General features: G+C 73.6%; 22 protein-coding genes. 12 read left to right on the top strand and 10 right to left on the bottom strand.

The window, feature by feature from the left end; genetic code table 11:
* Window positions 1-288 precede the first annotated feature (288 nt).
* Window positions 289-411: a hypothetical protein gene (locus FHU33_RS26275; RefSeq protein WP_281281659.1), complete on the bottom strand. Its 123-nt coding sequence runs from the start codon at window positions 409-411 to the stop codon at window positions 289-291.
* 153 nt (window positions 412-564) lie between these two features.
* Entirely contained in the window at window positions 565-705 is a 141-nt protein-coding gene (locus tag FHU33_RS25110; RefSeq protein WP_170182514.1) for a hypothetical protein, read from the bottom strand.
* A gap of 198 nt (window positions 706-903) precedes the next feature.
* Between FHU33_RS25110 and FHU33_RS18070 the strand changes: the two genes are divergently transcribed.
* Window positions 904-1,143, top strand: coding sequence for a hypothetical protein (locus FHU33_RS18070; RefSeq protein WP_142026594.1), 240 nt, complete (start codon window positions 904-906; stop codon window positions 1,141-1,143).
* Window positions 1,144-1,150: 7 nt separating this feature from the next.
* Here the strand turns inward: FHU33_RS18070 and FHU33_RS18075 are convergent, their stop codons facing one another.
* From FHU33_RS18075 to FHU33_RS18085, 3 genes are read right to left on the bottom strand one after another with little or no spacing between them, the layout of a single operon-like run.
* Complete coding sequence (locus FHU33_RS18075; protein WP_142026596.1) at window positions 1,151-1,450, bottom strand: hypothetical protein; 300 nt, start codon at window positions 1,448-1,450, stop codon at window positions 1,151-1,153.
* 46 nt (window positions 1,451-1,496) lie between these two features.
* Entirely contained in the window at window positions 1,497-3,305 is a 1,809-nt protein-coding gene (locus FHU33_RS18080) for a potassium channel family protein (RefSeq protein WP_142026597.1), read from the bottom strand.
* Window positions 3,306-3,317: 12 nt separating this feature from the next.
* Window positions 3,318-3,704 carry a DUF6394 family protein gene (locus FHU33_RS18085; protein WP_142026598.1) on the bottom strand — a complete coding sequence of 129 codons (387 nt, stop codon included), beginning with the start codon at window positions 3,702-3,704 and terminating at the stop codon, window positions 3,318-3,320.
* Between the two features lie 160 nt (window positions 3,705-3,864).
* Between FHU33_RS18085 and FHU33_RS18090 the strand changes: the two genes are divergently transcribed.
* The 5 genes from FHU33_RS18090 to FHU33_RS18110 all read left to right on the top strand — a co-directional run bounded on the left by FHU33_RS18090 (window position 3,865) and on the right by FHU33_RS18110 (window position 10,390).
* Entirely contained in the window at window positions 3,865-6,057 is a 2,193-nt protein-coding gene (locus FHU33_RS18090) for a CocE/NonD family hydrolase (RefSeq protein WP_170182515.1), read from the top strand.
* 151 nt (window positions 6,058-6,208) lie between these two features.
* Window positions 6,209-7,378 (top strand): MFS transporter, encoded by a 1,170-nt coding sequence (locus tag FHU33_RS18095; RefSeq protein WP_142026601.1) that lies wholly within the window; start codon window positions 6,209-6,211, stop codon window positions 7,376-7,378.
* 42 nt (window positions 7,379-7,420) lie between these two features.
* Complete coding sequence (locus tag FHU33_RS18100) at window positions 7,421-8,506, top strand: FAD-dependent oxidoreductase (protein WP_142026603.1); 1,086 nt, start codon at window positions 7,421-7,423, stop codon at window positions 8,504-8,506.
* Between the two features lie 118 nt (window positions 8,507-8,624).
* Window positions 8,625-9,560, top strand: coding sequence for an ABC transporter ATP-binding protein (locus FHU33_RS18105; RefSeq protein ID WP_142026604.1), 936 nt, complete (start codon window positions 8,625-8,627; stop codon window positions 9,558-9,560).
* Window positions 9,557-10,390: an ABC-2 transporter permease gene (locus FHU33_RS18110; RefSeq protein WP_142026606.1), complete on the top strand. Its 834-nt coding sequence runs from the start codon at window positions 9,557-9,559 to the stop codon at window positions 10,388-10,390. The genes FHU33_RS18105 and FHU33_RS18110 overlap by 4 nt, the downstream gene beginning before the upstream one ends.
* A gap of 32 nt (window positions 10,391-10,422) precedes the next feature.
* Here the strand turns inward: FHU33_RS18110 and FHU33_RS18115 are convergent, their stop codons facing one another.
* Complete coding sequence (locus tag FHU33_RS18115) at window positions 10,423-11,547, bottom strand: helix-turn-helix transcriptional regulator (protein WP_142026608.1); 1,125 nt, start codon at window positions 11,545-11,547, stop codon at window positions 10,423-10,425.
* An 87-nt stretch (window positions 11,548-11,634) separates the two neighbouring features.
* On the opposite strand from FHU33_RS18115, the gene FHU33_RS18120 reads away from it, so the two are divergent.
* Window positions 11,635-12,129, top strand: coding sequence for a quercetin 2,3-dioxygenase (locus FHU33_RS18120; RefSeq protein WP_142026610.1), 495 nt, complete (start codon window positions 11,635-11,637; stop codon window positions 12,127-12,129).
* Between the two features lie 31 nt (window positions 12,130-12,160).
* Window positions 12,161-12,586: a hypothetical protein gene (locus FHU33_RS18125; RefSeq protein WP_246063813.1), complete on the top strand. Its 426-nt coding sequence runs from the start codon at window positions 12,161-12,163 to the stop codon at window positions 12,584-12,586.
* On the opposite strand, the gene FHU33_RS18130 is transcribed toward FHU33_RS18125, so the two are convergent.
* Window positions 12,508-13,677, bottom strand: a complete 1,170-nt coding sequence (locus tag FHU33_RS18130; RefSeq protein WP_246063815.1) for an MFS transporter — start codon at window positions 13,675-13,677, stop codon at window positions 12,508-12,510. The two genes, FHU33_RS18125 and FHU33_RS18130, sit on opposite strands and share 79 nt — an antisense overlap.
* 54 nt (window positions 13,678-13,731) lie before the next feature.
* Between FHU33_RS18130 and FHU33_RS18135 the strand changes: the two genes are divergently transcribed.
* Window positions 13,732-14,277 carry a DUF488 domain-containing protein gene (locus FHU33_RS18135; RefSeq protein WP_142026612.1) on the top strand — a complete coding sequence of 182 codons (546 nt, stop codon included), beginning with the start codon at window positions 13,732-13,734 and terminating at the stop codon, window positions 14,275-14,277.
* 155 nt (window positions 14,278-14,432) lie between these two features.
* Here the strand turns inward: FHU33_RS18135 and FHU33_RS18140 are convergent, their stop codons facing one another.
* The 3 genes from FHU33_RS18140 to FHU33_RS18150 form a co-directional block, all read right to left on the bottom strand.
* Entirely contained in the window at window positions 14,433-15,824 is a 1,392-nt protein-coding gene (locus FHU33_RS18140) for a transposase (protein WP_142025713.1), read from the bottom strand.
* Between the two features lie 147 nt (window positions 15,825-15,971).
* Window positions 15,972-17,597: an L-glutamate gamma-semialdehyde dehydrogenase gene (gene pruA, locus FHU33_RS18145; protein WP_142026614.1), complete on the bottom strand. Its 1,626-nt coding sequence runs from the start codon at window positions 17,595-17,597 to the stop codon at window positions 15,972-15,974.
* A 16-nt stretch (window positions 17,598-17,613) separates the two neighbouring features.
* Window positions 17,614-18,543: a proline dehydrogenase family protein gene (locus FHU33_RS18150; protein WP_211355181.1), complete on the bottom strand. Its 930-nt coding sequence runs from the start codon at window positions 18,541-18,543 to the stop codon at window positions 17,614-17,616.
* A 175-nt stretch (window positions 18,544-18,718) separates the two neighbouring features.
* Here FHU33_RS18150 and FHU33_RS18155 point away from each other — a divergent pair, with 175 nt between their 5' ends.
* From FHU33_RS18155 to FHU33_RS18165, 3 genes are all read left to right on the top strand, one after another.
* Window positions 18,719-19,867: a PucR family transcriptional regulator gene (locus FHU33_RS18155; protein WP_211355182.1), complete on the top strand. Its 1,149-nt coding sequence runs from the start codon at window positions 18,719-18,721 to the stop codon at window positions 19,865-19,867.
* 43 nt (window positions 19,868-19,910) lie between these two features.
* On the top strand, window positions 19,911-20,546 hold the full coding sequence (locus tag FHU33_RS18160; protein ID WP_142026617.1) for a biliverdin-producing heme oxygenase: 636 nt from the start codon (window positions 19,911-19,913) through the stop codon (window positions 20,544-20,546).
* Window positions 20,547-20,751: 205 nt separating this feature from the next.
* Window positions 20,752-21,054 carry a SpoIIE family protein phosphatase gene (locus FHU33_RS18165; protein WP_246063963.1) on the top strand — a complete coding sequence of 101 codons (303 nt, stop codon included), beginning with the start codon at window positions 20,752-20,754 and terminating at the stop codon, window positions 21,052-21,054.
* Window positions 21,055-21,174 lie beyond the last annotated feature (120 nt).

Consider the following 21,174-nt stretch of genomic DNA (forward strand, 5'->3'; position numbering starts at 1 on the left):
GCTTCGGCATCGTGGCCCCCGCCATCCCGCTGTTCGCTCGCTCGTTCGGCCTCGGCACCACAGCGGTCGGACTGGCGGTGAACGCCTTCGCGTTCTTCCGAGTCGTTTCCCTTCGGCGGTGGGCCGCAGCTGGAGCGTCTCGGCGAGCGCGCCGTCGTCACCACCGGAGGCACGAACCAGACTGAGCCGAGGCCCGTCCGATGAGCGCCGCCTGATGGGCGATCACCATTGCGCCGTCGCGCTTCATGCGACCCCCGGTGTCAGGGCGCCGCGGCGACAGGCCGGTAGTCAGCTGACCTGCTGCATCTCGAACGTCTGCGCGAACGAAGCGGCGAAGGCGGCCTCGTCCAGGGGCGCTGCACCGGTGCCGGTCCGCTGCAGGAAGATCAGCCGCTGTCCGTCGGTGGCCACGGCCAGCAGGCCCGCGTTGTCAGGTTGGTGCCGTCGGGGCTCCGGAGGGAGACGGTGAAGCGGACGTCGTCGCTCGAGTCGCCCAGCTCGGGCACCTCCAGCTCGGCGAAGTTTGATGGTGGCGGTGCTGCCGTCGGGCGCGTCGACGGTCACCTAGGAGCACTGGGCTAGCAACCCGTCGAACTGCGACGCCTGACCCGCGACCTGCTCGCTCTCCGCCAAGACCTGGACGATCACGCCGGAGGCACTGGTGTCCGACTGGGCGACGATGGCGCCGAAGTCCTCCGGCGTCATCTGTATCGCGCCGACGCTCTGCCCGCATTCTTCCGTCGTGTTTGACCCACCTTTGCGGCTCGGACAGCGCGATGCCGGCTGGCTCCTCGAGCGCGGCGTCCCTGATGGCGCACCCTCTCGACAGCGGCCCGGTCCACCAGGACCCGGGCCGCTGTCGAGAGGGTGCATCCGGATCGGCCCTCGTGCGCGAATACCGTCGTGGGTTCTCTGTCTCCGCAGCAGTGCGAGTGGGTGGTCCGTCCCCTGATCGACGCGGGCCTGGGCCTGGACCGGATCAGGGATCTCGTCTTCCGGCTCGGGTTCGAGGCGATCGTCAGCGAGGGCCGGGGCACGGTCGCGCAGGTGACGACCATGGTCAGCGACGAACCGGCTCACGTACGTGCCGCCTGGCACGAGGTCATCGACCGGATGATCGCGCTGCACGGAACGACGGTCTGATCGGGCTTCAGCCCAGGTCGTCGTCGCGGACCAGACGCAGGTGCGGCCGGGTCGTGATGCTCTCGCGGTCGTCGGCCACCAGCGGCAGATCGGCGGCGCGACGGACGCGGTTCTCGGGCACGTCGAGAGCTCGGGCGAGGAAGCCGGCCAGACCCTCGGTGATGAAGCTCGTGCCGCCGGTGCGGGCCATGCGCCTGAGCGTCTCCGGCGGGATGACCCAGCGGGACAGACGCGATGCGTCGTCGGGGCTGCGGGACAGCTCCCACAGCCGGCGCCGCACGAGGTCCTGGAGGTCCTTCGCGGCCATTCCAGCAGGCTAGTGCCCGGGCCGGGGCTGCTGCATCCCCTGCGGCTCAGCGGTTCGGCTGAGGGGTCGGCTGCAGCTTGCGCCAGATCCAGCTCGACGGCACACGGCGTCCGGTCACGACGTACTCGAGGACGCCGTCCACGACGAGGATCGTGTCGAGCGCCCGTCGGGCGGCCGCCCAGCCGGCGAAGAGCAGCTCGTCGCCCGGGCGCAGGACGAAGTCGTCGTCCGGCGCGAGAGTCGCGTCCCTGCCCCGCAGGGCCAGCAGCACGGTCGTGTGCAGTGGCTCGTCCCTGTTCTCCGGGTTGCGCAGGAGCTGGCCGAGGCGCGCCTCCCCCGACGCCAGCCACGGCCCGAGGGTCGGTGCCTCCTGCGCCGTCAGGCGCACCTTCCAGAGCGTCTGGAGCTGCGAGCCGCACAGCCCGGTCAACCGGTCGACGATGCCGGCTGCCCACGCGTCACCCTTCGCCGGCAACTCGCGCAGGAACCGCCAGAGCAACGGGGTGGACAGCTGCGCGTACACCTCGTGGGCGATGACCTCGGTCGGCACCAGCAGGGCGTCGACCTCCATCGCGGCGAACAGGGGCGCGCTGGCCGCGTGGTTCTGCCGGGCGGCGAGGAAGAGACGCGGGTTGCTGCGCCGGGCCGCCGCCACGAGGGACAGGTTGGTCGTGTCGTTGTCCGTGCCGGCGACCAGCCCGACGGCGCGATCGAGGTCGGCCTGGGCCAGCACCCAGGGGTCGGAGCCGTCCCCGGCCAGCAGGTCCGCGTCGGCGACGTCCCGGGTATCTGCGTCGATGACGGTGACCTCGAGGCCTTCGGCGCGCAGGTCGGCGGTCAGCTCCCGGCCGAGCCGGCCGTATCCGCAGACGATCCAGCGGCCGCTGCGCGGGGGCGCACCGCGCTCGGGCAGCGCGGCGCCCGGGCCGCTCTCCAGCCAGGTCATCAGTTGGTAGGAAGCCGGAGCCCGCAGCGCGAGGCGCAGGTGATCGCCGAACCGGTCGAACGCGTTGACCGTGCTCGGGCTGCCGAACGCCTGCATGCGCTCGGCGATCGTCCGCGAGGTCACCCGCGCGATGACCGGCAGCTCGGGGCGCAGCAGCGCTGCGGCCATGACGACGGCGAGATTGGCCTCCTCGTCGTCGGTGAGCGCCACCACCGCCTCGCAGCAGGCGTGCCCGAGGCCGGCGACCGCCAGGTGGCCGGGGTTGCGGGCATCGGCGACCAGGCCCGGCACGTCGGCGTGGTACGAGTCCAGTTCCAGCCGGTCGATGCGCTCGGAATCGTGGTCGAGGACGACGAACCGCCGGCCCAGCGCGTCGAAGGAGTGCCCGAGCAGTTCCCCTGTACGCCCGTACCCGGCGATCAGCAGGAACGGCTCGCGCAGCCGCTTCACCTTGCGGCTGAAGTGCTGCAGGGCCAGGGCGGAGCGGAAGGCGCGGTCCTGCAGGAGGGCGAGCACCGACCCGATGGCGTAGGCCCAGCCGACCACCGACAGGTAGATCGCGATGGTCACCCACATCCGCTGGTTGTAGGTGAACTCGTGCGGGATCTCCCCGAAGCCGATCGTCGTCGCGGTGTAGCTCATGACGTAGAAGGCGTCGAAGAAGCCCATCCGGACGGGGTTGCCGTTCGCGTCCTGACCCGGGATGAGCGTCAGCCCCAGCACGCTGACGGAGAAGATGACGATCAGCACGATCAGCGGGGCCCGCATCCGCCGCAGGATCAGGAAGATCGTGGCCGTGGCCTGGGCGGCCGAGGAGGCGGCGACGCGTCGGGTCGACCGGCGGATCCGCCGGTCGTCGGCGTCCTGCCCGAAGATGTTCTTCCAGAAGACGAGCAGCGGGTTGCCCATGGCGGCCTCCGATCAGCCGCGGTGGAAGGAGACCGTCTCCACGACGAGCAGGACGACGGACACCAGGTTGGCCAACAGCGCACCGCCCGACAACGACACGATGCTCGCCGTCCAGCCCTCGGTCATGCCGGCGGTGGAGACGTACGTTGCGTAGCCGAGCATCAGTGCGGCGCCGATCAACTGGAGATCGGCCACCAGGCTCGTCGCCAGGTGGACCGCCCCGATCTGCGTGCGGTCGCCGAACTTGAGCACGGTCGCGATCAGGTTGACCACGACGGCGGCGAACAGTTCGTAGCGGTTGTGCTGGTCCGGGTCGTCGATGTCGCCGAGGAAGAAGCCGAAGTTCAGTGTCGCGGCGAGCACGACGAAGAACCCGAAGACCACCTTCTCGAGGTTCACGCGCCCCTCCCCGTCCGTCGGCCTGCCGCCGATCCTGGCCCGACGGCCCGGATTCCGCGCCCCGGAACGCCTGACTTTTCTGTGACCGGGCGTCACCTCTGAGCGAGTGCGTCGTTTCCTGAGCAACCTGGCCACGTCAGCCGAAAGGCCCCTGATGACCATGACCACCCGATCGGGACGACGCGTCGCCCGCACGCTGGGCGCCGCACTCCCCCTCGTCGTCGCCGTCGCGCTCGCCCAGCCCGCGTCGGCTGCCCCGCGCCCGGACAACCCCGGCAGGGGGCACGACCGAGCCCCCGTCGCCCAGCCGGAACAGCCGCCCGCAGCCTTCGACTACACGCAGATCGAGGGGCTCACCGCCGACCGGTACGGCACGGTCAAGGAGACCCTGGAACTGCCGATGCACGACGGCACCGAGGTGCACATCGAGGTCACCCGCCCGGCCGACGAGAGCGGGCAGCCGGTCGCGGGCCAGTGGCCGGTGATCCTCGAGGCCAGCCCGTACCACGGCACGCTGGCCGACCGGGAGGGCAGGCGGATCCTGCCCGACCCGCGCGACGAGGACGGGACCTCGCTGGGACTGACCGGCTACTTCGCGCCCAAGGGCTACGCGGTCGTGATGATGGACCTGCGCGGCACCGGGCTCAGTGACGGCTGCCTCGACCACCTCGCCGCCAACGACGCCCAGGACCTCAAGACCGTCGTCGAGTGGGCGGCGGCCCAGCCATGGTCCAACGGCCGGGTGGGCATGACCGGCCACTCCTACGTCGGCTCGACGCCGTCGCTGGCCGCGGCGATGGATCCGCAGGGGCTCGAGACGATCGTCCCCAGCGCCGGCATGGCGACCATGTACGACCACCAGTTCCAGGCAGGCGTGCCCTACTTCCTGCAGTGGGCCGGGCCGATGGAGGCCTACGAGCAGATCGCCCTCGAGCGGGACCTTCCCGACGGCGAGCACTTCGGGCAGAAGCCCGAGGAGACCGGCTGCGGCCTGCCCAACAGCTCGCTGACCGCGGGCGAGGCACAGCTGTCCGGGCAATACACCTCCTGGCACGGCGAGCGTGACTGGCGGGCCGGCGCCACCGCGGCCGACATCCCGGTGTTCATGGTCCACGGCGTCAACGACAACGCCGCCCGCGTCGCCGGCATGGACTGGTTCACCCAGCGCGGGGGTCGCGACGGCGACAAGATCTGGCTCGGCCAGTGGGACCACGGCTCCGGCTGCTGCCCGACCCGCCGTGGCATCCAGTGGACCTACGCCCTGCACGCCTGGTTCGACGCGCACCTCGCCCAGCGCGACGTCGAGACCGGTCCCGCCGCGGAGCTGTTCCTCTCCGACGGCACGTTCGAGGGCGGCCGCACCGGTGATCGGAGCCAGATCCTGGTCGACTCGCAATGGCCGGCCACCGCCTCGCACCTGACGCTCCACCCGGCCGCCGACGGCACGCTGGGCACCACCGCTCCCGCCGTCCCGGGCGCGGTGAGCTTCACCGGTGACCCGAGCGGCTTCGCCGATCCGCAGGGCACCGGCGGCGTCGACTTCGTCTCCGAGCCCGTCGCCGAGGACACCGTCCTCGCCGGCAAGCCGCTGATGGACCTGGTCGCCTCGGTGACCGCCCCACGGGTGCACCTGATAGGCACGCTCTACGACGAGAGCCCGGACGGCGAACGTCGCCGGATCAGCCAGTTCGCCATCAACCCCGAGCTCCGGGTGGGCGTGGCGACGCCGAAGCCGGTGATCCCGGGCCAGCTCATGCAGATGCAGCCGCCCGGGTTCGCCATGGCGCACAACCTGCGGGAGGGGCACCGGCTGACCCTGCGGTTCACCACCTCCGACCCGGACAAGGTGCCGACTTTCGCCGTCGACCCGCGGGTGACCATCGCCACCGGGCCGGGCGGGACCGTCCTCCAGGTGCCGGTGGCGGGCTCCCCCGTCCTGGTCGACGACACCGTGCCGTTCAGCCTCGATGCACCGGCCGAGGCGGGCCCGGCCCAGCCGGAGGAGCAGGCGTCGGTCACCCCGGTCGCCGGCGGGCCGGAGCGGACGCCGCTCACCGTCGCCTTCCACGAGTTCGACGTACAGGAGGGCTTCGACAACGCGGCCCTCCTGGTCAGCGCGGTGCCGAGCATGCAGGCCGACATCGACCTGTACCTGCAGCGGCAGAACGCGGACGGCACCTGGAGCAGCGACCTCACGTCGGGCGGCAGCGCCAGCCTGACCGAGGAGTCGCTGCGGCTGGCGAACCCGGTACCGGGCCGCTACCGGCTCGAGGTGCACAACTGGGCCGGTGCGCCGAGCACGCGCGTCGACGTGACGCTGACCTTCCTCAATTCCGCGGGGGATGCGGGGTGATGGGACCGGCGGGGTGGTGACCCGCCGGTGACCGCGTCGAGCGCCCTCTCCCCGTGCGGGAGGGGGCGCTCGGCGCGTCTCCCGGTCGTCCACGGGCAGGCCCGGCCGGACCCCCGACGTCGAGGTTCGGGCTGCCGGTAGCGTCCGGGGGGTGCGGACGGCGACGGCTCGCCGGGACCCCGCCCGGCGGCGACTGGACGCCCTCACCTTCGCCCTCTTCTCGGTGGCACTGGGCACTAACGTGCCCACACCGCTGCTGCTGGTCTACCAGGACACGCTGGACCTCTCGGAGGCCGAGCTCACCGCGATCTTCGGCTGCTACGCCATCGGCCTGATCCTCGCCCTCAGCGTCTCCGGGGCGGCGTCGGACCGGTTCGGCCGGCGGGCGCTCGTCCTCCCGTTCGGGATCGTCGCCGGCCTGGTCTCGCTGCTGTTCATCCCCGCCGCGGAGAGCCTGCCGCTGCTCTACGCCGGCCGGCTGCTGCAGGGAGCGGTGTCCGGTGTCGTCTTCTCGGTCGCCAACGCCTGGCTGCAGGAGCTCTCCGGTCCCGACCGCCAGCAGTCGGCGGCGACCCGCGGTGCGGTGTCGACGTCTTTGGGCTTCGCCATCGCCCCGGCCATGAGCGGACTGCTGGCCCAGTACGGCCCGGCACCGACCGCCCTGCCCTACCTCGTGCACGTCGCCGTCCTCGTGGTCGGGCTGGCCGCGCTGGCCCTGGTCCCCGAGACCGTGCACGGGCGCCGGCCGGCGCGCCTGATGCACCTCGGCCTACCGCCGGAGGCCCGGCGACCGTTCCGGGCCCTGCTGGCGCCGACGGCCGTGGGAGTGTTCGCCTTCCCGGCGGTGGCCGCCACCCTGCTGCCGCTCCTCGTGGTCCCGGACGGCGTCGGCGTCGCGTACGCGGGACTCCTCGGCGGGCTCGCTCTCGGCGCCAGCGCGGTCGCGGCCCGGGTCGGGCGCAGCGTGGAGCGCGGAGCACCCCTGGGCATGGCACTCGGCGCAATCGGCCACGCCGTCGGCGTGGTCGCCGTCGTCCTGCAGTTCGAGCCCCTGCTCCTGCCCGCCGCGGCCCTCCTGGGGGCCGGCGGCGGGCTGTGCCTGACCGCCGGGCTCACGCTCACCGCGCAGCTGGCGCCACCGGCCACCCGGGGCGCGATGAACAGCGCCTTCTACGCCTTCGCCTACATCGGGTTCGGCACGCCGCTGCTGCTCGCCTGGCTGGGATCCGTCGTCGGCACCCTGCCGGCCCTCGCCGGGTTCGTGGCGGTCCCGACGGCGCTGGCGGTGTGGCTCTGGCTGGAGCTGCGCCGCCGGGCCTGACGGCCCGGGAAGCCCGCGGGCCGCGGTCGCGTTGCTGCCTGCATGCGGGCTGACCGGGACGTCGACGTCGTCGTCATCGGTGCCGGCCAGGCGGGGCTCTCCACGGCCTGGGCGCTGGCCCGCCAGGGCTTCGAGCCGGGGAGCGGGTTCGTCGTCCTCGACGCCGACGACGCCCCCGGCGGGGCGTGGCAGCACCGCTGGCCGTCCCTGACCCTGGGCACCACGCACCGCGTGCACGACCTGCCCGGTCTCCGGTTCGAGCAGCCGGACGCCGACACCCCGGCCGTCACGTCGGTCCCCGCCTACTTCGCCGAGTACGAGCGCCGGTTCGAGCTGCCCGTCCACCGGCCGGTCCGCGTGCGCGCCGTCCGCCGCACCGCCGGCGACCGGGTCCGCGTCGAGACCGACTCCGGCGACTGGACGGCGCGCGCGATCGTCAACGCCACCGGCACTTGGACCCGCCCGTTCGTCCCTCGCTATCCCGGGCAGGAGCTCTTCCGCGGCCGCCAGCTGCACACCGTCGACTACCGGTTCCGGGACGAGTTCGCCGGTCAGCACGTCGTCGTGGTCGGCGGCGGCGCCTCGGCCACCCAGCTGCTGGCCGAGATCGCGACGGTGGCCACCACGACCTGGGTGACCCGCCGGCCGCCGGTGTGGCGGGAGGGGCCGTTCGACGAGAACGTCGGCCGGGAGGTGGTCGCGAAGGTGGAGGAGGCCGTGCGCGAGGGCCGCCGGCCCGGCAGCGTCGTCGGCCTGACCGGCCTGCTCGTCTCCACGCCCTACATCCGCGACGGGCTCGACCGCGGGGTGCTGGAGCGGCTGCCGATGTTCGACCGCATCACCGAGGACGGCGTGGCCTGGGCGGACGGACGGAGCGTCCGGGCCGACGCGATCCTCTGGGCCACCGGCTTCCGGGCCGCGGTCGCGCACCTGGCCCCGCTGCACCTGCGGGCGCCCGGCGGCGGCATCCGCATGGACGGCACCTCCGTCGCGGGCGAGCCGCGCATCCACCTCGTCGGCTACGGCCCGTCCGCGAGCACGATCGGCGCCAACCGCGCCGGCCAGGCAGCGGCCCGCCGGCTGCGCCGGTTGCTGCGGGACCCCGGGGAACTCCCCCGCACCGCCTGACTTCCCTGGTCGGGGTCGGTTCAGGGTCGCTTCAGGGCTTCCCCCGATGTGCTCGAGGGCGCCCGGCCGACAGGGTTCACGGCATGACTCCTCTCCTGTCCCGCAGCAGGTCGATCACGTGATCGTCGCCCGGAACCTCACCAAGACCTACGGCGACAAGCCCGCCGTCGACGGGATCACCTTCACCGTCGAACCCGGCCGGGTCACCGGCTTCCTGGGCCCCAACGGCGCGGGCAAGTCCACGACGATGCGGATGATCCTCGGCCTGGACCGGCCCACCGCCGGCAGCGTCACCGTCAACGGCCACCGCTACTCCGACTGCGCCGCGCCGCTGCGCGAGGTGGGCGCCCTCCTCGAGGCCCGTGCGCTGCACCCGGGCCGCTCCGCGCGTGACCACCTGCGCTGGCTGGCCGCCAGCAACGGCGTCCCCCGGGCGCGGGTGGACGAGGTGCTCGGCCTGGTGGGTCTGGACGGGGTCGCGGACAAGCGCGTCGGCACGTTCTCCCTCGGCATGGGTCAGCGGCTCGGCATCGCCGTCGCGCTGCTGGGCGACCCGCCGGTCGTCGTCCTCGACGAACCGGTCAACGGCCTGGATCCCGAGGGCATCCGCTGGGTCCGGAACCTGGCCCGCGAGCTGGCCGGACAGGGGCGGACCGTGTTCATCTCCAGCCACCTCATGTCGGAGATGGCGCTGACCGCCGACCACCTCGTCGTCGTCGGACGTGGCCGCATCCTGGCCGACTGCTCCATGGCGGAGTTCATCGCCGAGCACGCCTCGTCCTACGTGCGCATCGCCAGCCCGCAGCGCGGCGAGGTCGCCGACCTCCTGCGTCGCCAGGGCCTCGACGTCACCGCGTACGGCCAGGAGTTGCGCGTCCAGGGGCTGGATGCCGCCGCCATCGGGGAGCTCGTCGGGAAGAGCGGCCTGCTCCTCCACGAGCTCACGCTCGTCCGCTCGTCCCTCGAGGACGCCTTCATGACCTTGACCGCCGACAGCGTGGAGTACTCCGCCTCTTCCGCCGCTGCGACCACCACCGCCGGGATCCCCGCATGACCGTCACCGAGTTCTCCAGCACCGTCGACCTCGACCCGAGCCGCAACGTGCCGGGCGTGCGCCGGCCGGGTTTCTCGTCCACGCTCCGCGCCGAGTGGATCAAGTTCTGGACGGTCCGCTCGACGATGTGGTCGACCGTTCTGCTCGTCGTCCTCGGAGCCGGCCTGACCGTGCTGGTCTGCGCGACGAACGCCGCCTGGCTGGCCAGCGGCGAGGCCGACGAGCACCCGGGCTCGTTCATCACGTTCGGCATGACGTTCGCCCAGATCACCGCGATCGTGCTCGGCACGCTGGCGGTGACCAGCGAGTACGGCACCGGCATGATCCGGGCGACGCTGGCCGCGACACCGCAGCGGGGTGCCGTCCTGGCGGCCAAGGCGCTGGTCCTCACCGGGACGCTGTTCGTCGCCGGCACCGGAACCGCCTTCGCCGGCTACGTCGCGGGCAACCGGTTCTTCGAGAACGAGGGCATCGGCATCGCCCTGAGCGACGAGGGAGTGCTGCGGTCGATGTTCGGCAGCGGCCTCTACATGGCCGGGCTGGGCCTGCTCGCGGCCGGCGTCGGACTGCTCGTGCGGCACACCGCGGCGGCGCTGTCGACCGTCCTGGCGCTGGTCTTCGTCGTCGGCACCATGGTGTTCCTGCTCCCCGGCGCCTGGGGCGAGTGGGCAGGCAAGCTGATGCCGGGCAACGCCGGTTCGAGCATCGCCACGCCGGTGTCGTTCAACCCGAACCTGCTCGACCCGTGGGTGGGGTTCGCGGTGTTCGCCGGGGAGGTAGCCGCGGTCCTGCTGGTCGGTTACCTCACGTTCCGGCGTCGGGACGCCTGACCGCTCGTCCGCCCGCCCCGCTGCGCCCCGGTTCAGCTGGGCGGGCGTGCCGACAGGTACCAGCCGTCGCCACCGACCGGCAGCCCCGACAGCTGGCGCGGCAGGTACTGGTCGAAGAACATCCGGGCGGTCAGCTCGTGCCGGCTGCCGACCCCCAGCTTCGCGAAGACCTTCTTCAGGTGGTCCTGGACGGTGGTCAGCGAGATCGACAGCGCCGCCGCCACCTCGGGGTTGCTGTTCCCCGCCACGACCAGCCTGGCCACCTCCCGCTCGCGGGCGGTGAGCCCGTAGGCCTCGGCGATCACCTCGGCCAGCTCGTAGGGCGCGACCGGCTCGATGACCAGCGAGAGCCGCTCAGGGCTGTCATGGTCGGCCGGCTCCAGGACGTCGAGCTGCACGCTCATCCACCGGCCGGTCCGGAGCCGCACGCGCGCCGACTGCCGCCGTCCGCCCGCCGCGACCAGCCGGGCGACGAGCATGACGACACCGACCGGCACGCCGTCGATGCGCGAGTCGGGCATCTGGTCCAGCAGCACCCGCGCCGCCCGGCTGGCCAGCTCGACGTCGATCCGCAGCCCGTCGACCCGCAGCACCGCCATCCCCGGCCCCTCCTCGGCGTCCCGATGGGCAACCTCGCTGACCAGCAGGGTGCGGCGCACCGCCGCGGCGATGTCCGGGGCGACCGCGGCGACCAGCTCGACCTCGGCCTCGGTGAAGTCCGGCGCCCCGGACTCCCGGAAGAGGATCAGCGCACCCCAGGGCCGGCCGCGGTCGCGCAGCACCGCACGCAGCTCCGGCCCCATCCCGGCGGGCAGCATCACCTCGCGGTACCGGGCGCTGCTCTCCGGCCGGCCCCGGGTGCGGCGGTGGATGGTGGCGACCCCCGACCGGTCCCGCGCCAGGGCGGGCAGCTGGTTGACGTCGTCGGTTCCGACCTCCAGCTCGAGCAGGCGGGGCAGGACCTCCAGCGGCAGGCCCTCGTCGTGGTAGCCGCCGGTGTTCATCACCGTGGCGGGGTCGAGGAGCAGGCCGCACCAGCAGTCCGAGGGCACCGCCCGGTCGAGCACCGGGACGACGTCGCGGTACAGCGCCAGGGGGTCGGTCGCCGACCGGCAGAGCCGCTCGATCCGGTCGCGCACCGTGGTGGCCGGTGCCATGACCGAGACAGTAGGGCCGGCGGGCAGCCCGGGAAACCCCATGGTTCAGGGATGTCGCCCGCGTGGCGCCGGGCCGACCCTTCCGGCATGACTCCACCCGACATCGCGCAGGCGGCCCCCGTCGTGCAGGCCCCCGGCCAGGGGACGGCGATCTGGCACCTCGACACCCTGATGACGTTCAAGGCGCTGACCGACGACACCGGCGGGCGGCTCGCGGTCTGGGAGCAGCTGCTCCCGCACCGCTCCTCGCCGCCGTTGCACGTCCACCACGAGGAGGACGAGGCATGGTTCGTCCTCGATGGCGAGCTCACCTTCCAGGTCGGGGACCAGACCTGGGCCGCCGCGCGGGGCGCCTTCGTCTGGGCGCCCCGGGGACTGCCGCACACGTTCCGGGTGGACTCCCCCACCGCGCGGCTCCTGGCGCTCGCCGTACCGGGCCGTTTCGACCGCTTCGTCCGGGCCACCGGCCGGCCGGCCGAGGCACCGACGCTGCCGCCGCCGGAGGGCCCGCCGGACATCGCCGCCCTCGTCGGCGCGGCGAGGGAGCACGGCATGGAGGTGCTGGGGCCGCCCCTCTCGTGACCCGGTCGGGCGCACCAGGGACAGTGGGGGCGTGACCTCTTCCGATCCGGCCACCGAGGGCCGGCGCCGCGCCGGCCAGTTCCTCACCCTCCTGACCGCGGACGACGCCGCCGCCGGGCAGCTGCTCGAGAGCCTCGCCGAGGTGCGCGACCTGGTGTTCCTGGGCGCCGGACTCACCGCGGTGGCCCGCGCCGAGGCCCGGTTCCTGCCGCCGGCCCAGCGCGCCCAGGCCAGTACCCGCCAGCTGCGCCTCGGCACCCTGCGGGACGCCAACCGCGACGACCCCGAGGGCCTGCGGACCTGGCTGCGCCGGGCGGGCGAGGAGATCCTGCTCATCCGTTCCCAGCAGGCGATCGCCGACCGGGTCGAGGCCGCGGATCAGACGCGGACGGCCGCCCGCGCCGCGGCCGAGGCCAACGGCAGCGCCGCCGCCAGCAGCGCCGCCACCACCACGTAGGTCCAGTCCAGCCCGATCCCGGCGGCGACGAAGCCGAGCGCCAGCGCCCCGAACGCCGTGCCGGTGTCGAACGAGGCGTTCCACATGGCGCTGGCCGTCGTCGTCCCGCCCTCGCCGGCCCGGGCGAAGGCGGCCACCAGGGTCAGGTTCTGCGTCGCGCCGTAACCGGCCCCGAACACCGCCACCCCGACGAGCACCCAGACGTCGTCCCCGCTCAGCCCGATGCCGGTCGCCACCAGCCCGACCGCGGCGACGACCAGGGCCAGCGGGAGCAGCAGGCGGGTGCCCAGCCGGTCGGACAGGGCGCCGGCCCGCCAGCGGGTGATCGCGCCCGTGATGCCGAAGACCATCAGGGCGACCGTGGCGAGGACGCCGTCCGGACGCTCGATCGGCAGGAAGGTCACCACCCCGCCGCCGGCCATGGTGACCAGGAGCAGCACCGCGGACGGCGCCAGCGCGGCGCGCACCGCCGCGCGCCCCGATCCGGCCGGTCCCGGTCCCGGCTCCGGCGCCACCGAGCGGACCAGCAGCGGAACCAGGAACGCCCCCAGGAGCGGGGAGGCCGCCAGCCACGACAGCCAGCCCACGTGCCCGTCGAGGACGAGCGCGACGCCGGCCGGGACGGCAGCCAGGTTGGGGATCGCGATGGCCAGGCCGTAGAGGCCGACGGACTCGCCGCGGCGCTCGGGCGGGGCGACCCGGGCAGCCAGCGTCGCACCCAGCACGGTGAGGACGGCGAAACCCGCACCCCGCACGGCGGAGAGGGCGCAGATCCACGCGAGGCCGTCGTCCAGGACGTAGAACGGCGCGGGCAGCCCCATCGCGACCAGCCCCGCCACGAGGACGGGCCCGACGCCGAACCGGACGGTCAGCGCCGGGATCGTCGCCTGGACGGCGACGGTGACCACGAGGAACACGGCCGTGACGACGCCGGCGGTGCTCGCGGCCGCGCCCCCGGTCACCGCGTACACGGGCAGGGAGGCCAGGGTCAGGCAGAAGCTGGCGAACCCCAGCACCGTGACCCCGATCAGCGCCTGCATGCCGCGGCCGCGCCACAGCGCCGTCCGCACCTCGACCGCTCCCCCACTCACCCCGTGAGCATGACCGCCGGTGCGCGCCACGCCGCGACCGGGTAGGCAAGGACGATGCCACTGCTCACCGTCGGTCACGGCCCGCAGGACCGCGTGGCCCTCGGCGCACGGCTCACCGACGCGGGGGTCGAGCTGCTGGTCGACGTCCGTCGCTTCCCCGGCAGCCGGAACAATCCCGACGTCGCCCGCGACGCCCTCGCCGACTGGCTGCCCGCGCTGGGCGTCGGCTACCGCTGGGAGGAGCGGCTCGGCGGGCGCCGTCGACTACCTCCCGGGGAGCCCGTCGAGGACGACTGGTGGACGGTGGCACAGTTCGCCGCCTACGCCGCGCACACCCGCACGCCGGAGTTCACCGCGGCCCTCGACGAGGTGCTCGCGGAGTCCGGCGACACGACCGTCGCGGTGATGTGCAGCGAGAGCGTCTGGTGGCGCTGTCACCGGAGGCTGATCGCCGACGTCGCCGTCCTCGGTCGGGGCGTGCCGGTCATGCACCTGATGCCCGAGGGCCGGCTGGCCCCGCACCGCCCGTCCGAGGGCGCCGTGGTCGACGCCGGCGTCGTCCACTGGCCCGCCACCCCCCGCGATGATCAGCGAACCTGATCGAGCCTGTCGCGCGAACGGTGGCGGATGAGCCGCCGCGGTGCATCGCTGGGTGATGTTGCGCTGTGAGTCGGGGGGCGGGCGCCGGTTGATGGTGGTCGGGAGCGGGGATAGTGGCCCGGTCAGCGCTGTCGGCGGTGCCGGCCGCCCCCGGATCAGGCGGTGGCCAGCCGGTGGGCGTGGATCTTGCGCAGGTTGTGCACGGTGCAGGCCAGCGACCACTCGGTCTTGGCGTTCTGCAGGCCGCGGCGGAGGAGCTGGCGTAGTCCCTGCCGGTCTTTGATCTGGCCGAAGACCGGTTCGACCGTGCGTCCTCGGAGGGCGTATTTCTCCGTGCCTTCGGGGGTGCGCAGCCTGTCCTGGGCGCGGGCGGTGGCCGGGCGGGAGGTCAGCGGTTTGTCCCCGGCGGGGTCCTCGCCGGCGGCGCGGCGTTCGTCGCTGATCATCGGGGCCAGCAGGCGCAGGCCGCGGGTCTCGGCCTCGGTGAAGGTCTCCTCGTTGGCGTAGCCGGCGTCGGCGACCCAGGTGTCGGGCGTCTCCTCGATGCCGGCCTGGTTCAGCTGCTCGGCGGCGTCATCGAGGACGGGAAACAGCTGATGGGCGTCGGTGGCCGCCTGGGTCAGCGTCTGGCCGACGATGAGCTGGTCTTCGGTGACCGCGGCCTGGGCGTTGTAGCCCTGCACCAGCCCCCGCCCGCCCCGCATCGTCCGCGAGTCCGGATCGGTGGCGTTGGCCCGCGGCGGCTTGTCCTTGTCCGGATTGCGGCCCGGTGGATGCTCGCCCGGTTGGGCGCCGCGGCGGGTGCCGGCGTCCTTGCGGCGCTGCCACTCGGCCTTCCTCACCTCCTGCTCGGCCACGGCCGCGGCCTGCTCGTCGTCCAGGCGCTGCTTGGCCTCCTTCAGTCGAGCCAACCGCTCGGCCCGCCGGCGCAGCGGCGGTGGCAGCTCATCCCCGCGGTCGTCGCCGTGTTCGGCGTCCTCGGCCGCGTCGATGCGCGTCTGTTCGTCGAGCAGCTCGGCGGCCAGCTGGTCGTAGCGGGCCTGCTCCTCGGCGACCTGGTGGGCCAGCGACGCCGAGGTGTGGTTCTTCGACCAGGAGGCGTTCGCGGCGATCTTCGTCCCGTCCACCGCGATCACGCCCAGCCGCACCATCCCGGCCTCGTGACACACCCGCAGCACCTGCGCGAACAGCTCCTGCAGCGGCTGGCGGTGACGCGTGACGAACCGGGCGATCGTGGCGTGATCGGGCACCCGATTGCCGGCCAGCACCCGGAACGCCACATCGCGGACACAGTGCCGCTCGATCGCCCGCGACGAGCGCACCCCGACCGCGTGCGCGTACAGCAGCACCGCCACCATCAGCGCCGGGTCGAACGCCGCCGCGCCCTGCCCGTTGGCCCGATACGAGCGCTTGAACCCCGACAGGTCGAACGAGTCCACCGCATCCTTGACCGTCCAGGCCAGCTCCCCGTCGGGCAGCCAATCCCGCACATCCGGCGGCAGCAGGAACCCCTGATCGACATCCCCGCGGATGAAGTTCTGCGGCATACCCCAGTCTCCCGCCGCCCAGGATGATCATCAATCAGGCGCGCTTTGTGCGACAGGCTCGATCATCAGGGGTCCTCCCTCACCGTCGACAGTGAGGGAGGACCCTCGGTGATCAAGTCTCCTGGTCATCAAGGGGCGGGCTCGGCGTCAGTCCATGTGCGGGTAGCGGTGGTCGGTCGCCGGGACGAACGTCTCCTTGATCGACCGGGTGCTGGTCCAGCGCTGGAGGTTCTGCGGAGCGCCGGCCTTGTCGTTGGTCCCCGAGGCCCGCCCCCCACCGAACGGCTGCTGGCCGACGACGGCGCCGGTCGGCTTGTCGTTGACGTAGAAGTTGCCGGCCGCGTTGCGGAGGAACGCCTGCGCGTGGGCGATCGCGGCCCGGTCCTGGGCGATGACGGCACCGGTGAGCGCGTACGGGGCCACCAACTCCATCTGGGTGAGCACCGCGTCGTAGTCGGCGTCGTCGTAGACGTGCACCGCGAGCACCGGCCCGAAGTACTCGGTGCTGAAGACCTCGTGGCCCGGGTCGGTGCCCTCGATGATCGTCGGCCGCACGAAGAAGCCCTCGCTGTCGTCGACCGTCCCGCCGGCGACGATCGACAGGGCCGGGTCGTCCTCCACCCGGTCCAGGACGCCGGACAGCTTGGAGAAGGACTTCCGGTCGATGACCGCGCCCATGAAATTCGAGAAGTCGGTGACGTCGCCCATCGACAGCGACTCGGTGGCCGACACCAGGTCGTCGCGCAGCCGGGACCACACGCTGCGCGGGACGTAGGCGCGGGAGGCGGCCGAGCACTTCTGGCCCTGGAACTCGAACGCACCACGGATCAGCGCCGTCCGGAGCACCTCGACGTCGGCCGAGGCGTGCGCGACGACGAAGTCCTTGCCGCCGGTCTCGCCGACGATGCGCGGGTAGCCCCGGTAGGAGGAGATGTTCTGCCCCACGGTCCGCCACAGGTGCTGGAACACCGGCGTCGACCCGGTGAAGTGGATGCCGGCCAGGTCGCGGTCGGCCAGCGCCACCTCCGAGACCGGGATGCCGTCGCCGGTGACCAGGTTGATCACGCCCGGCGGCAGCCCGGCGGCCTCCAGCAGGCGCATCGTGAGGTGGGCGGCGAACTGCTGGGTGGGCGAGGGCTTCCAGACGACGGTGTTGCCCATCAGCGCCGGCGCGGTGGGCAGGTTGCCGGCGATCGCGGTGAAGTTGAACGGCGTGATGGCGTAGACGAAGCCCTCGAGCGGGCGGTGGTCCACCCGGTTCCAGACGCCGGGCGAGGACTCGGGCTGCTCGGCCATGATCTGCCGGGCGAAGTGCACGTTGTAGCGCCAGAAGTCGATCAGCTCGCAGGCCGCGTCGATCTCGGCCTGGTGGGCGGTCTTGCTCTGCCCGAGCATGGTCGCGGCGTTGAGCGTCTGCCGCCACGGTCCGGCCAGCAGGTCCGCGGCCTTGAGGAACACCGCGGCGCGGTCGTCGAAGGAGAGCTCCTGCCAGCCCGGCGCCGCCTCCTTGGCGCAGCGGACGGCGTCGTGCGCGTCGGCGTGGGTGGCGTGTGCGGAGGTCCCGAGGACGGCGGCGTGCCGGTGCGGCTGCACGACCTCGAACTTCTCGCCCGACGCCATCCGCTGGCGCCCGCCGATCGTGGTGGTCAGCTCCAGTGGCTCGGCGGCCAGCTCCTTCAGCCGGTTCTGCAGCTCGGCGCGCTCGGCCGAGCCCGGGGCGTAGGTGAGAACCGGCTCGTTGCGCGGGGCCGGGACACGGGTGACGGCGTCCATGTGCGGGACCTCGATCTCAGGACTTGGTGAGCAGGGAACGGAGGAAGAAGCCGACGTTGGCCGGGCGCTCGGCGAGCCGGCGCATGAAGTACGCGTACCAGTCGACGCCGTACGGGACGTAGGCCCGCACGCGCGTGCCGGCGGTGGCCAGGCGGCGCTGCTCGTCGGGGCGGATGCCGTAGAGCATCTGCACCTCCCACGAGTCGGCGGCCCGTGAGTGCTGGGCGGCGAGCTCGTGCGCGCGCGCGACCATGGCGGGGTCGTGCGAGCCGACCATCGGGTAGCCCGGGCCGGCCATGAGGATCTCCAGGCAGCGCGCGTAGGCGGTGTCGACGTCCTTCTTCTTCTGGTGCGCGACGGTCGGCGGCTCGTTGTAGGCGCCCTTGACCAGGCGCACGCGCGACCCGGTGACGGCGAGGGCCTTGGCGTCGTCCTCGGTGCGGAAGAGCATCGCCTGCAGGACCGCGCCGGTGCCCGGGTGCTCCTTGCGCAGCTCGGCGAGGGCGGCGAGCGTCGAGTCGATGGTCCGGTGGTCCTCCATGTCGAGGGTGACCGTCGTGCCGATGGCGGTCGCCGCCTCCACCACCGGGCGCACCAGCTCGAGGGCGACGTCGTGGCCGTCGGGCAGCGCCTGGCCGAAGGCCGACAGCTTCACCGACACCTCGGCGCGGTCCCCCAGGCCCAGGCCGGCCAGCCCCTCGAGGGCCGCGAGGTAGGCGTCGCGGGAGTGCTCCGCCTCGGCGCGGGTGGTGATGTCCTCGCCGAGGTGGTCGAGGGTCACCTCGATGCCGTCGGCAGCCAGCGCCCGGACGGCGGGAAGCGCGTCGGTCAGTGCCTCGCCCGCGACGAACCGGTCGACCACCCGGCGGGTCGCCGGATTGCCCGTGACCACCCGGCGCAACCCCGGGCGGCGGGAAGCCGCCAGCAGGACCTTCTGCAGCACCACGGGACCTCCTGGCACAGGGACGACGGCGACAGGACGACGGCGTCGGACACCTCGACGCTAGGCACCGCCACCCGATGGGGCCAGGGGCAGATGTCCAGAACCGCCGGCCGTGCTCTCATACACCTGTATGACGAGATGGCGTTTATGGCCATAAATGCCCATGAGGGGGTGGCGGGTGCGGGACGATCTGCAGGAGCTCGTCGACGAGGTCTCGCGGCTGCTGTCCGCCCCGGCCACGCTCGAGGACGCCGACTTCACGCTGCTCGCCTTCTGCGCGCACGACGACAGCGCCGCCGGAGCGATGGACGCCGTCCGCACCCGTTCGATCCTGACCCGTGGCTCCCCGGCCGCGACCCGCGCCTGGTTCGAGGAGTTCGGCATCGCCGCAGCGGTGGGTCCGTTGCGCACCCCGGCCGATCCGGACGCCGGCATCCTGACCCGGCTGGTCGTCCCGGTGCGCCACGCGGGCCGGACCCGCGGCTACCTCTGGCTCCTCGACGGCGGCCGGATCGACCCTGCGGACACCGGTGATCCCGCGCTCGCGGCCGCCGTCGACCTCGCCGCCGAGGCCGGGCGGCTGCTGGCCGGGCGCGCAGCTGCCGACGACGACCTGGGCCGGCCGCTGTCCGAGGCGCTCACCGGCACCGCCACCGCCCGCGCGCAGGGAACGCGCACGCTCGCCGCAGCCCTCGGCGACGCACTCCCCCTCGTGGTCGTCGCGCTCGTCCCCGGTGCCGACGGGCTGCCCGACCGCTGGCAGCGACCCGGTGCGGGGGCGGTCGCGGCGGTGATCGACGAACCCGCCGGGCCGGTCGCGGCCGTGCTCGTGCCCCTGACCCGGGCGGCGGACCTCCGCCCCGCGGGTGCGCTCGCGGCCGCCTCACTGGCCGGCCTCCCGCGCGGCAGCGCCGCCGGGGTCTCGCAGGTGCGCCCCGGCGTCGCGGACCTGCCCGATCAGTGGACGCAGGCCCGGGCGGCCGCGCGGGTCGCCGGCGCGGTGCCCGCCCTCTCCCCCGTGGCCCACTGGGCGGAGCTGGGCGCCTGGCGGCCGGTCACCGAGCTGACCGGCCCGGACCCGGCCGTCGTCCCCCTCCTGGTCGACGCCGCCCTCACCGAGACGGCCGAGGTGTTCCTCGACTGCGCCGGGAGCGCCTCCCGGGCGGCCACGGCGCTGCGGATCCACCGGCAGACGCTGTACTACCGGCTGTCCCGCATCGAGGCGCTCACCGGGCTGGACCTCGCCGACGGCGGCGCCCGGCTGCTGCTGCACACGTCCCTGCGCGCCGCCCGTCTCGCCGCCGCCCGTCTCCCCGCCGGCCGCTGAGCGCGCCGGAACGGGCGGGGCGCCGTCACCTACGCTCGGCCCGATGGCTGCGGGAGAGACGGCTGCGCGCGCCCACGACCGCAGCGGGAACGACGTCCTGCGCCGGCTGCGCAGCGGCACCGCTCGCGAGCACGAGGACGTCGAGCACACCCTGGCCCTGCTCGACCCGGGGCTGGAGCGCAGCCGGCTGACCGACGTGCTCGACCGGATGCACGGATTCTGGGTGGCCGCCGAGGCGGGCCTGGACCGGTGGGGCTCCCAGTACCCGCAGGACGCCGCGGCCGTGGACTGGCCCCGCCGTCGCCGGGCCGGCCTCTTCGCCGCCGACCTGGCCGCCCTGGGCGGGACCCCGACGGGCGACGAGCCGCACCTGCCCGCCGTGAACGGCACCGACGCGGCCCTCGGCCGGCTGTACGTGCTGGAGGGGTCCACACTCGGCGGCGTCGTCATCGACCGGCACCTGGCCTCGCTCCCGCAGGTGGCCGACGTCCGGCTCCGTGCCTTCACGCCCTACGGCAGCGAGACCGGAGCGATGTGGGCGGCGTTCCGGCGGGTGACCCGCGCGCGCGTCGACGCCGGCGGGGACGCCGACGCGATGATCGACTCCGCGCGCGGCACGTTCCGCGCGCTCGCCGCCTGGTGCCGCCCGGCGGCGTCGGCGCAGGCCCTGCCCGCGTGAGCGACCCCGGCCGGCAGATCGACTTCCTGACCCCCGGGACGCCGGTCGACCTCGGCAAGGACTGGACAATGCTGGTCATCGGCGGCGTCGTCGGCCACGACGCGGAGTGGAAACCCGCATGGGCCAGCTGCGTGCCCCCCTTTGAAGCGTCGCCTACGACAGCGGCGACGGCCCCACCCACGTACTGGTCCGGCTGGGCGTGGCGATGGAGGGCCTCGGGCTCGTCATCACGGCTCCGCTCCTCGTCGGGCGACTGGAGCCGACCGAGGAGGGTGCCGGGGCCACCCGCCCCCGCTGGGCGAGTCCCGGCCATCTCCCGCCGCTGCTGATCGGACCCGACGGCGCCCCGCAGGTGCTCACCGCCCGCCGGGCGGACCTCGTGCTCGGGGTCGATCCGCACGCCGACCGTACGGAGCAGATGGCGGTCATCGTCCACGGCAGCACGCAGTCGCTCTACACCGACGGCTGGTCGAGCGCCGGGACCAGGCCTTCGACGACGGGGGTGTAGCTCTCGGTCGTGCACTGGTCGGCCTGCGGGAGCGGTCGATGGAGCTCGTACGCGACGAGCTGCTCGGCCGATTGCTGCCCGAGCGCGCCGAGGACGGCGCCGTCCGCCTGCGCCCGCAGG

Source organism: Blastococcus colisei, from assembly GCF_006717095.1.
GTDB classification, from domain to species: Bacteria; Actinomycetota; Actinomycetes; order Mycobacteriales; family Geodermatophilaceae; genus Blastococcus_B; species Blastococcus_B colisei.

What these genes read in the sequence shown, in the direction of transcription:
- FHU33_RS25110 (WP_170182514.1), bottom strand. Translation starts at nt 705, where the DNA reads ATGACGCCGGAGGACTTCGGCGCCATCGTCGCCCAGTCGGACACCAGT.
- FHU33_RS18075 (WP_142026596.1), bottom strand. Translation starts at nt 1,450, where the DNA reads ATGGCCGCGAAGGACCTCCAGGACCTCGTGCGGCGCCGGCTGTGGGAG.
- FHU33_RS18080 (WP_142026597.1), bottom strand. Translation starts at nt 3,305, where the DNA reads ATGGGCAACCCGCTGCTCGTCTTCTGGAAGAACATCTTCGGGCAGGAC.
- FHU33_RS18090 (WP_170182515.1), top strand. Translation starts at nt 3,865, where the DNA reads ATGACCACCCGATCGGGACGACGCGTCGCCCGCACGCTGGGCGCCGCA.
- FHU33_RS18100 (WP_142026603.1), top strand. Translation starts at nt 7,421, where the DNA reads ATGCGGGCTGACCGGGACGTCGACGTCGTCGTCATCGGTGCCGGCCAG.
- FHU33_RS18110 (WP_142026606.1), top strand. Translation starts at nt 9,557, where the DNA reads ATGACCGTCACCGAGTTCTCCAGCACCGTCGACCTCGACCCGAGCCGC.
- FHU33_RS18115 (WP_142026608.1), bottom strand. Translation starts at nt 11,547, where the DNA reads ATGGCACCGGCCACCACGGTGCGCGACCGGATCGAGCGGCTCTGCCGG.
- FHU33_RS18120 (WP_142026610.1), top strand. Translation starts at nt 11,635, where the DNA reads ATGACTCCACCCGACATCGCGCAGGCGGCCCCCGTCGTGCAGGCCCCC.
- FHU33_RS18135 (WP_142026612.1), top strand. Translation starts at nt 13,732, where the DNA reads ATGCCACTGCTCACCGTCGGTCACGGCCCGCAGGACCGCGTGGCCCTC.
- FHU33_RS18140 (WP_142025713.1), bottom strand. Translation starts at nt 15,824, where the DNA reads ATGCCGCAGAACTTCATCCGCGGGGATGTCGATCAGGGGTTCCTGCTG.
- pruA (WP_142026614.1), bottom strand. Translation starts at nt 17,597, where the DNA reads ATGGACGCCGTCACCCGTGTCCCGGCCCCGCGCAACGAGCCGGTTCTC.
- FHU33_RS18160 (WP_142026617.1), top strand. Translation starts at nt 19,911, where the DNA reads ATGGCTGCGGGAGAGACGGCTGCGCGCGCCCACGACCGCAGCGGGAAC.
- FHU33_RS18165 (WP_246063963.1), top strand. Translation starts at nt 20,752, where the DNA reads ATGGAGGGCCTCGGGCTCGTCATCACGGCTCCGCTCCTCGTCGGGCGA.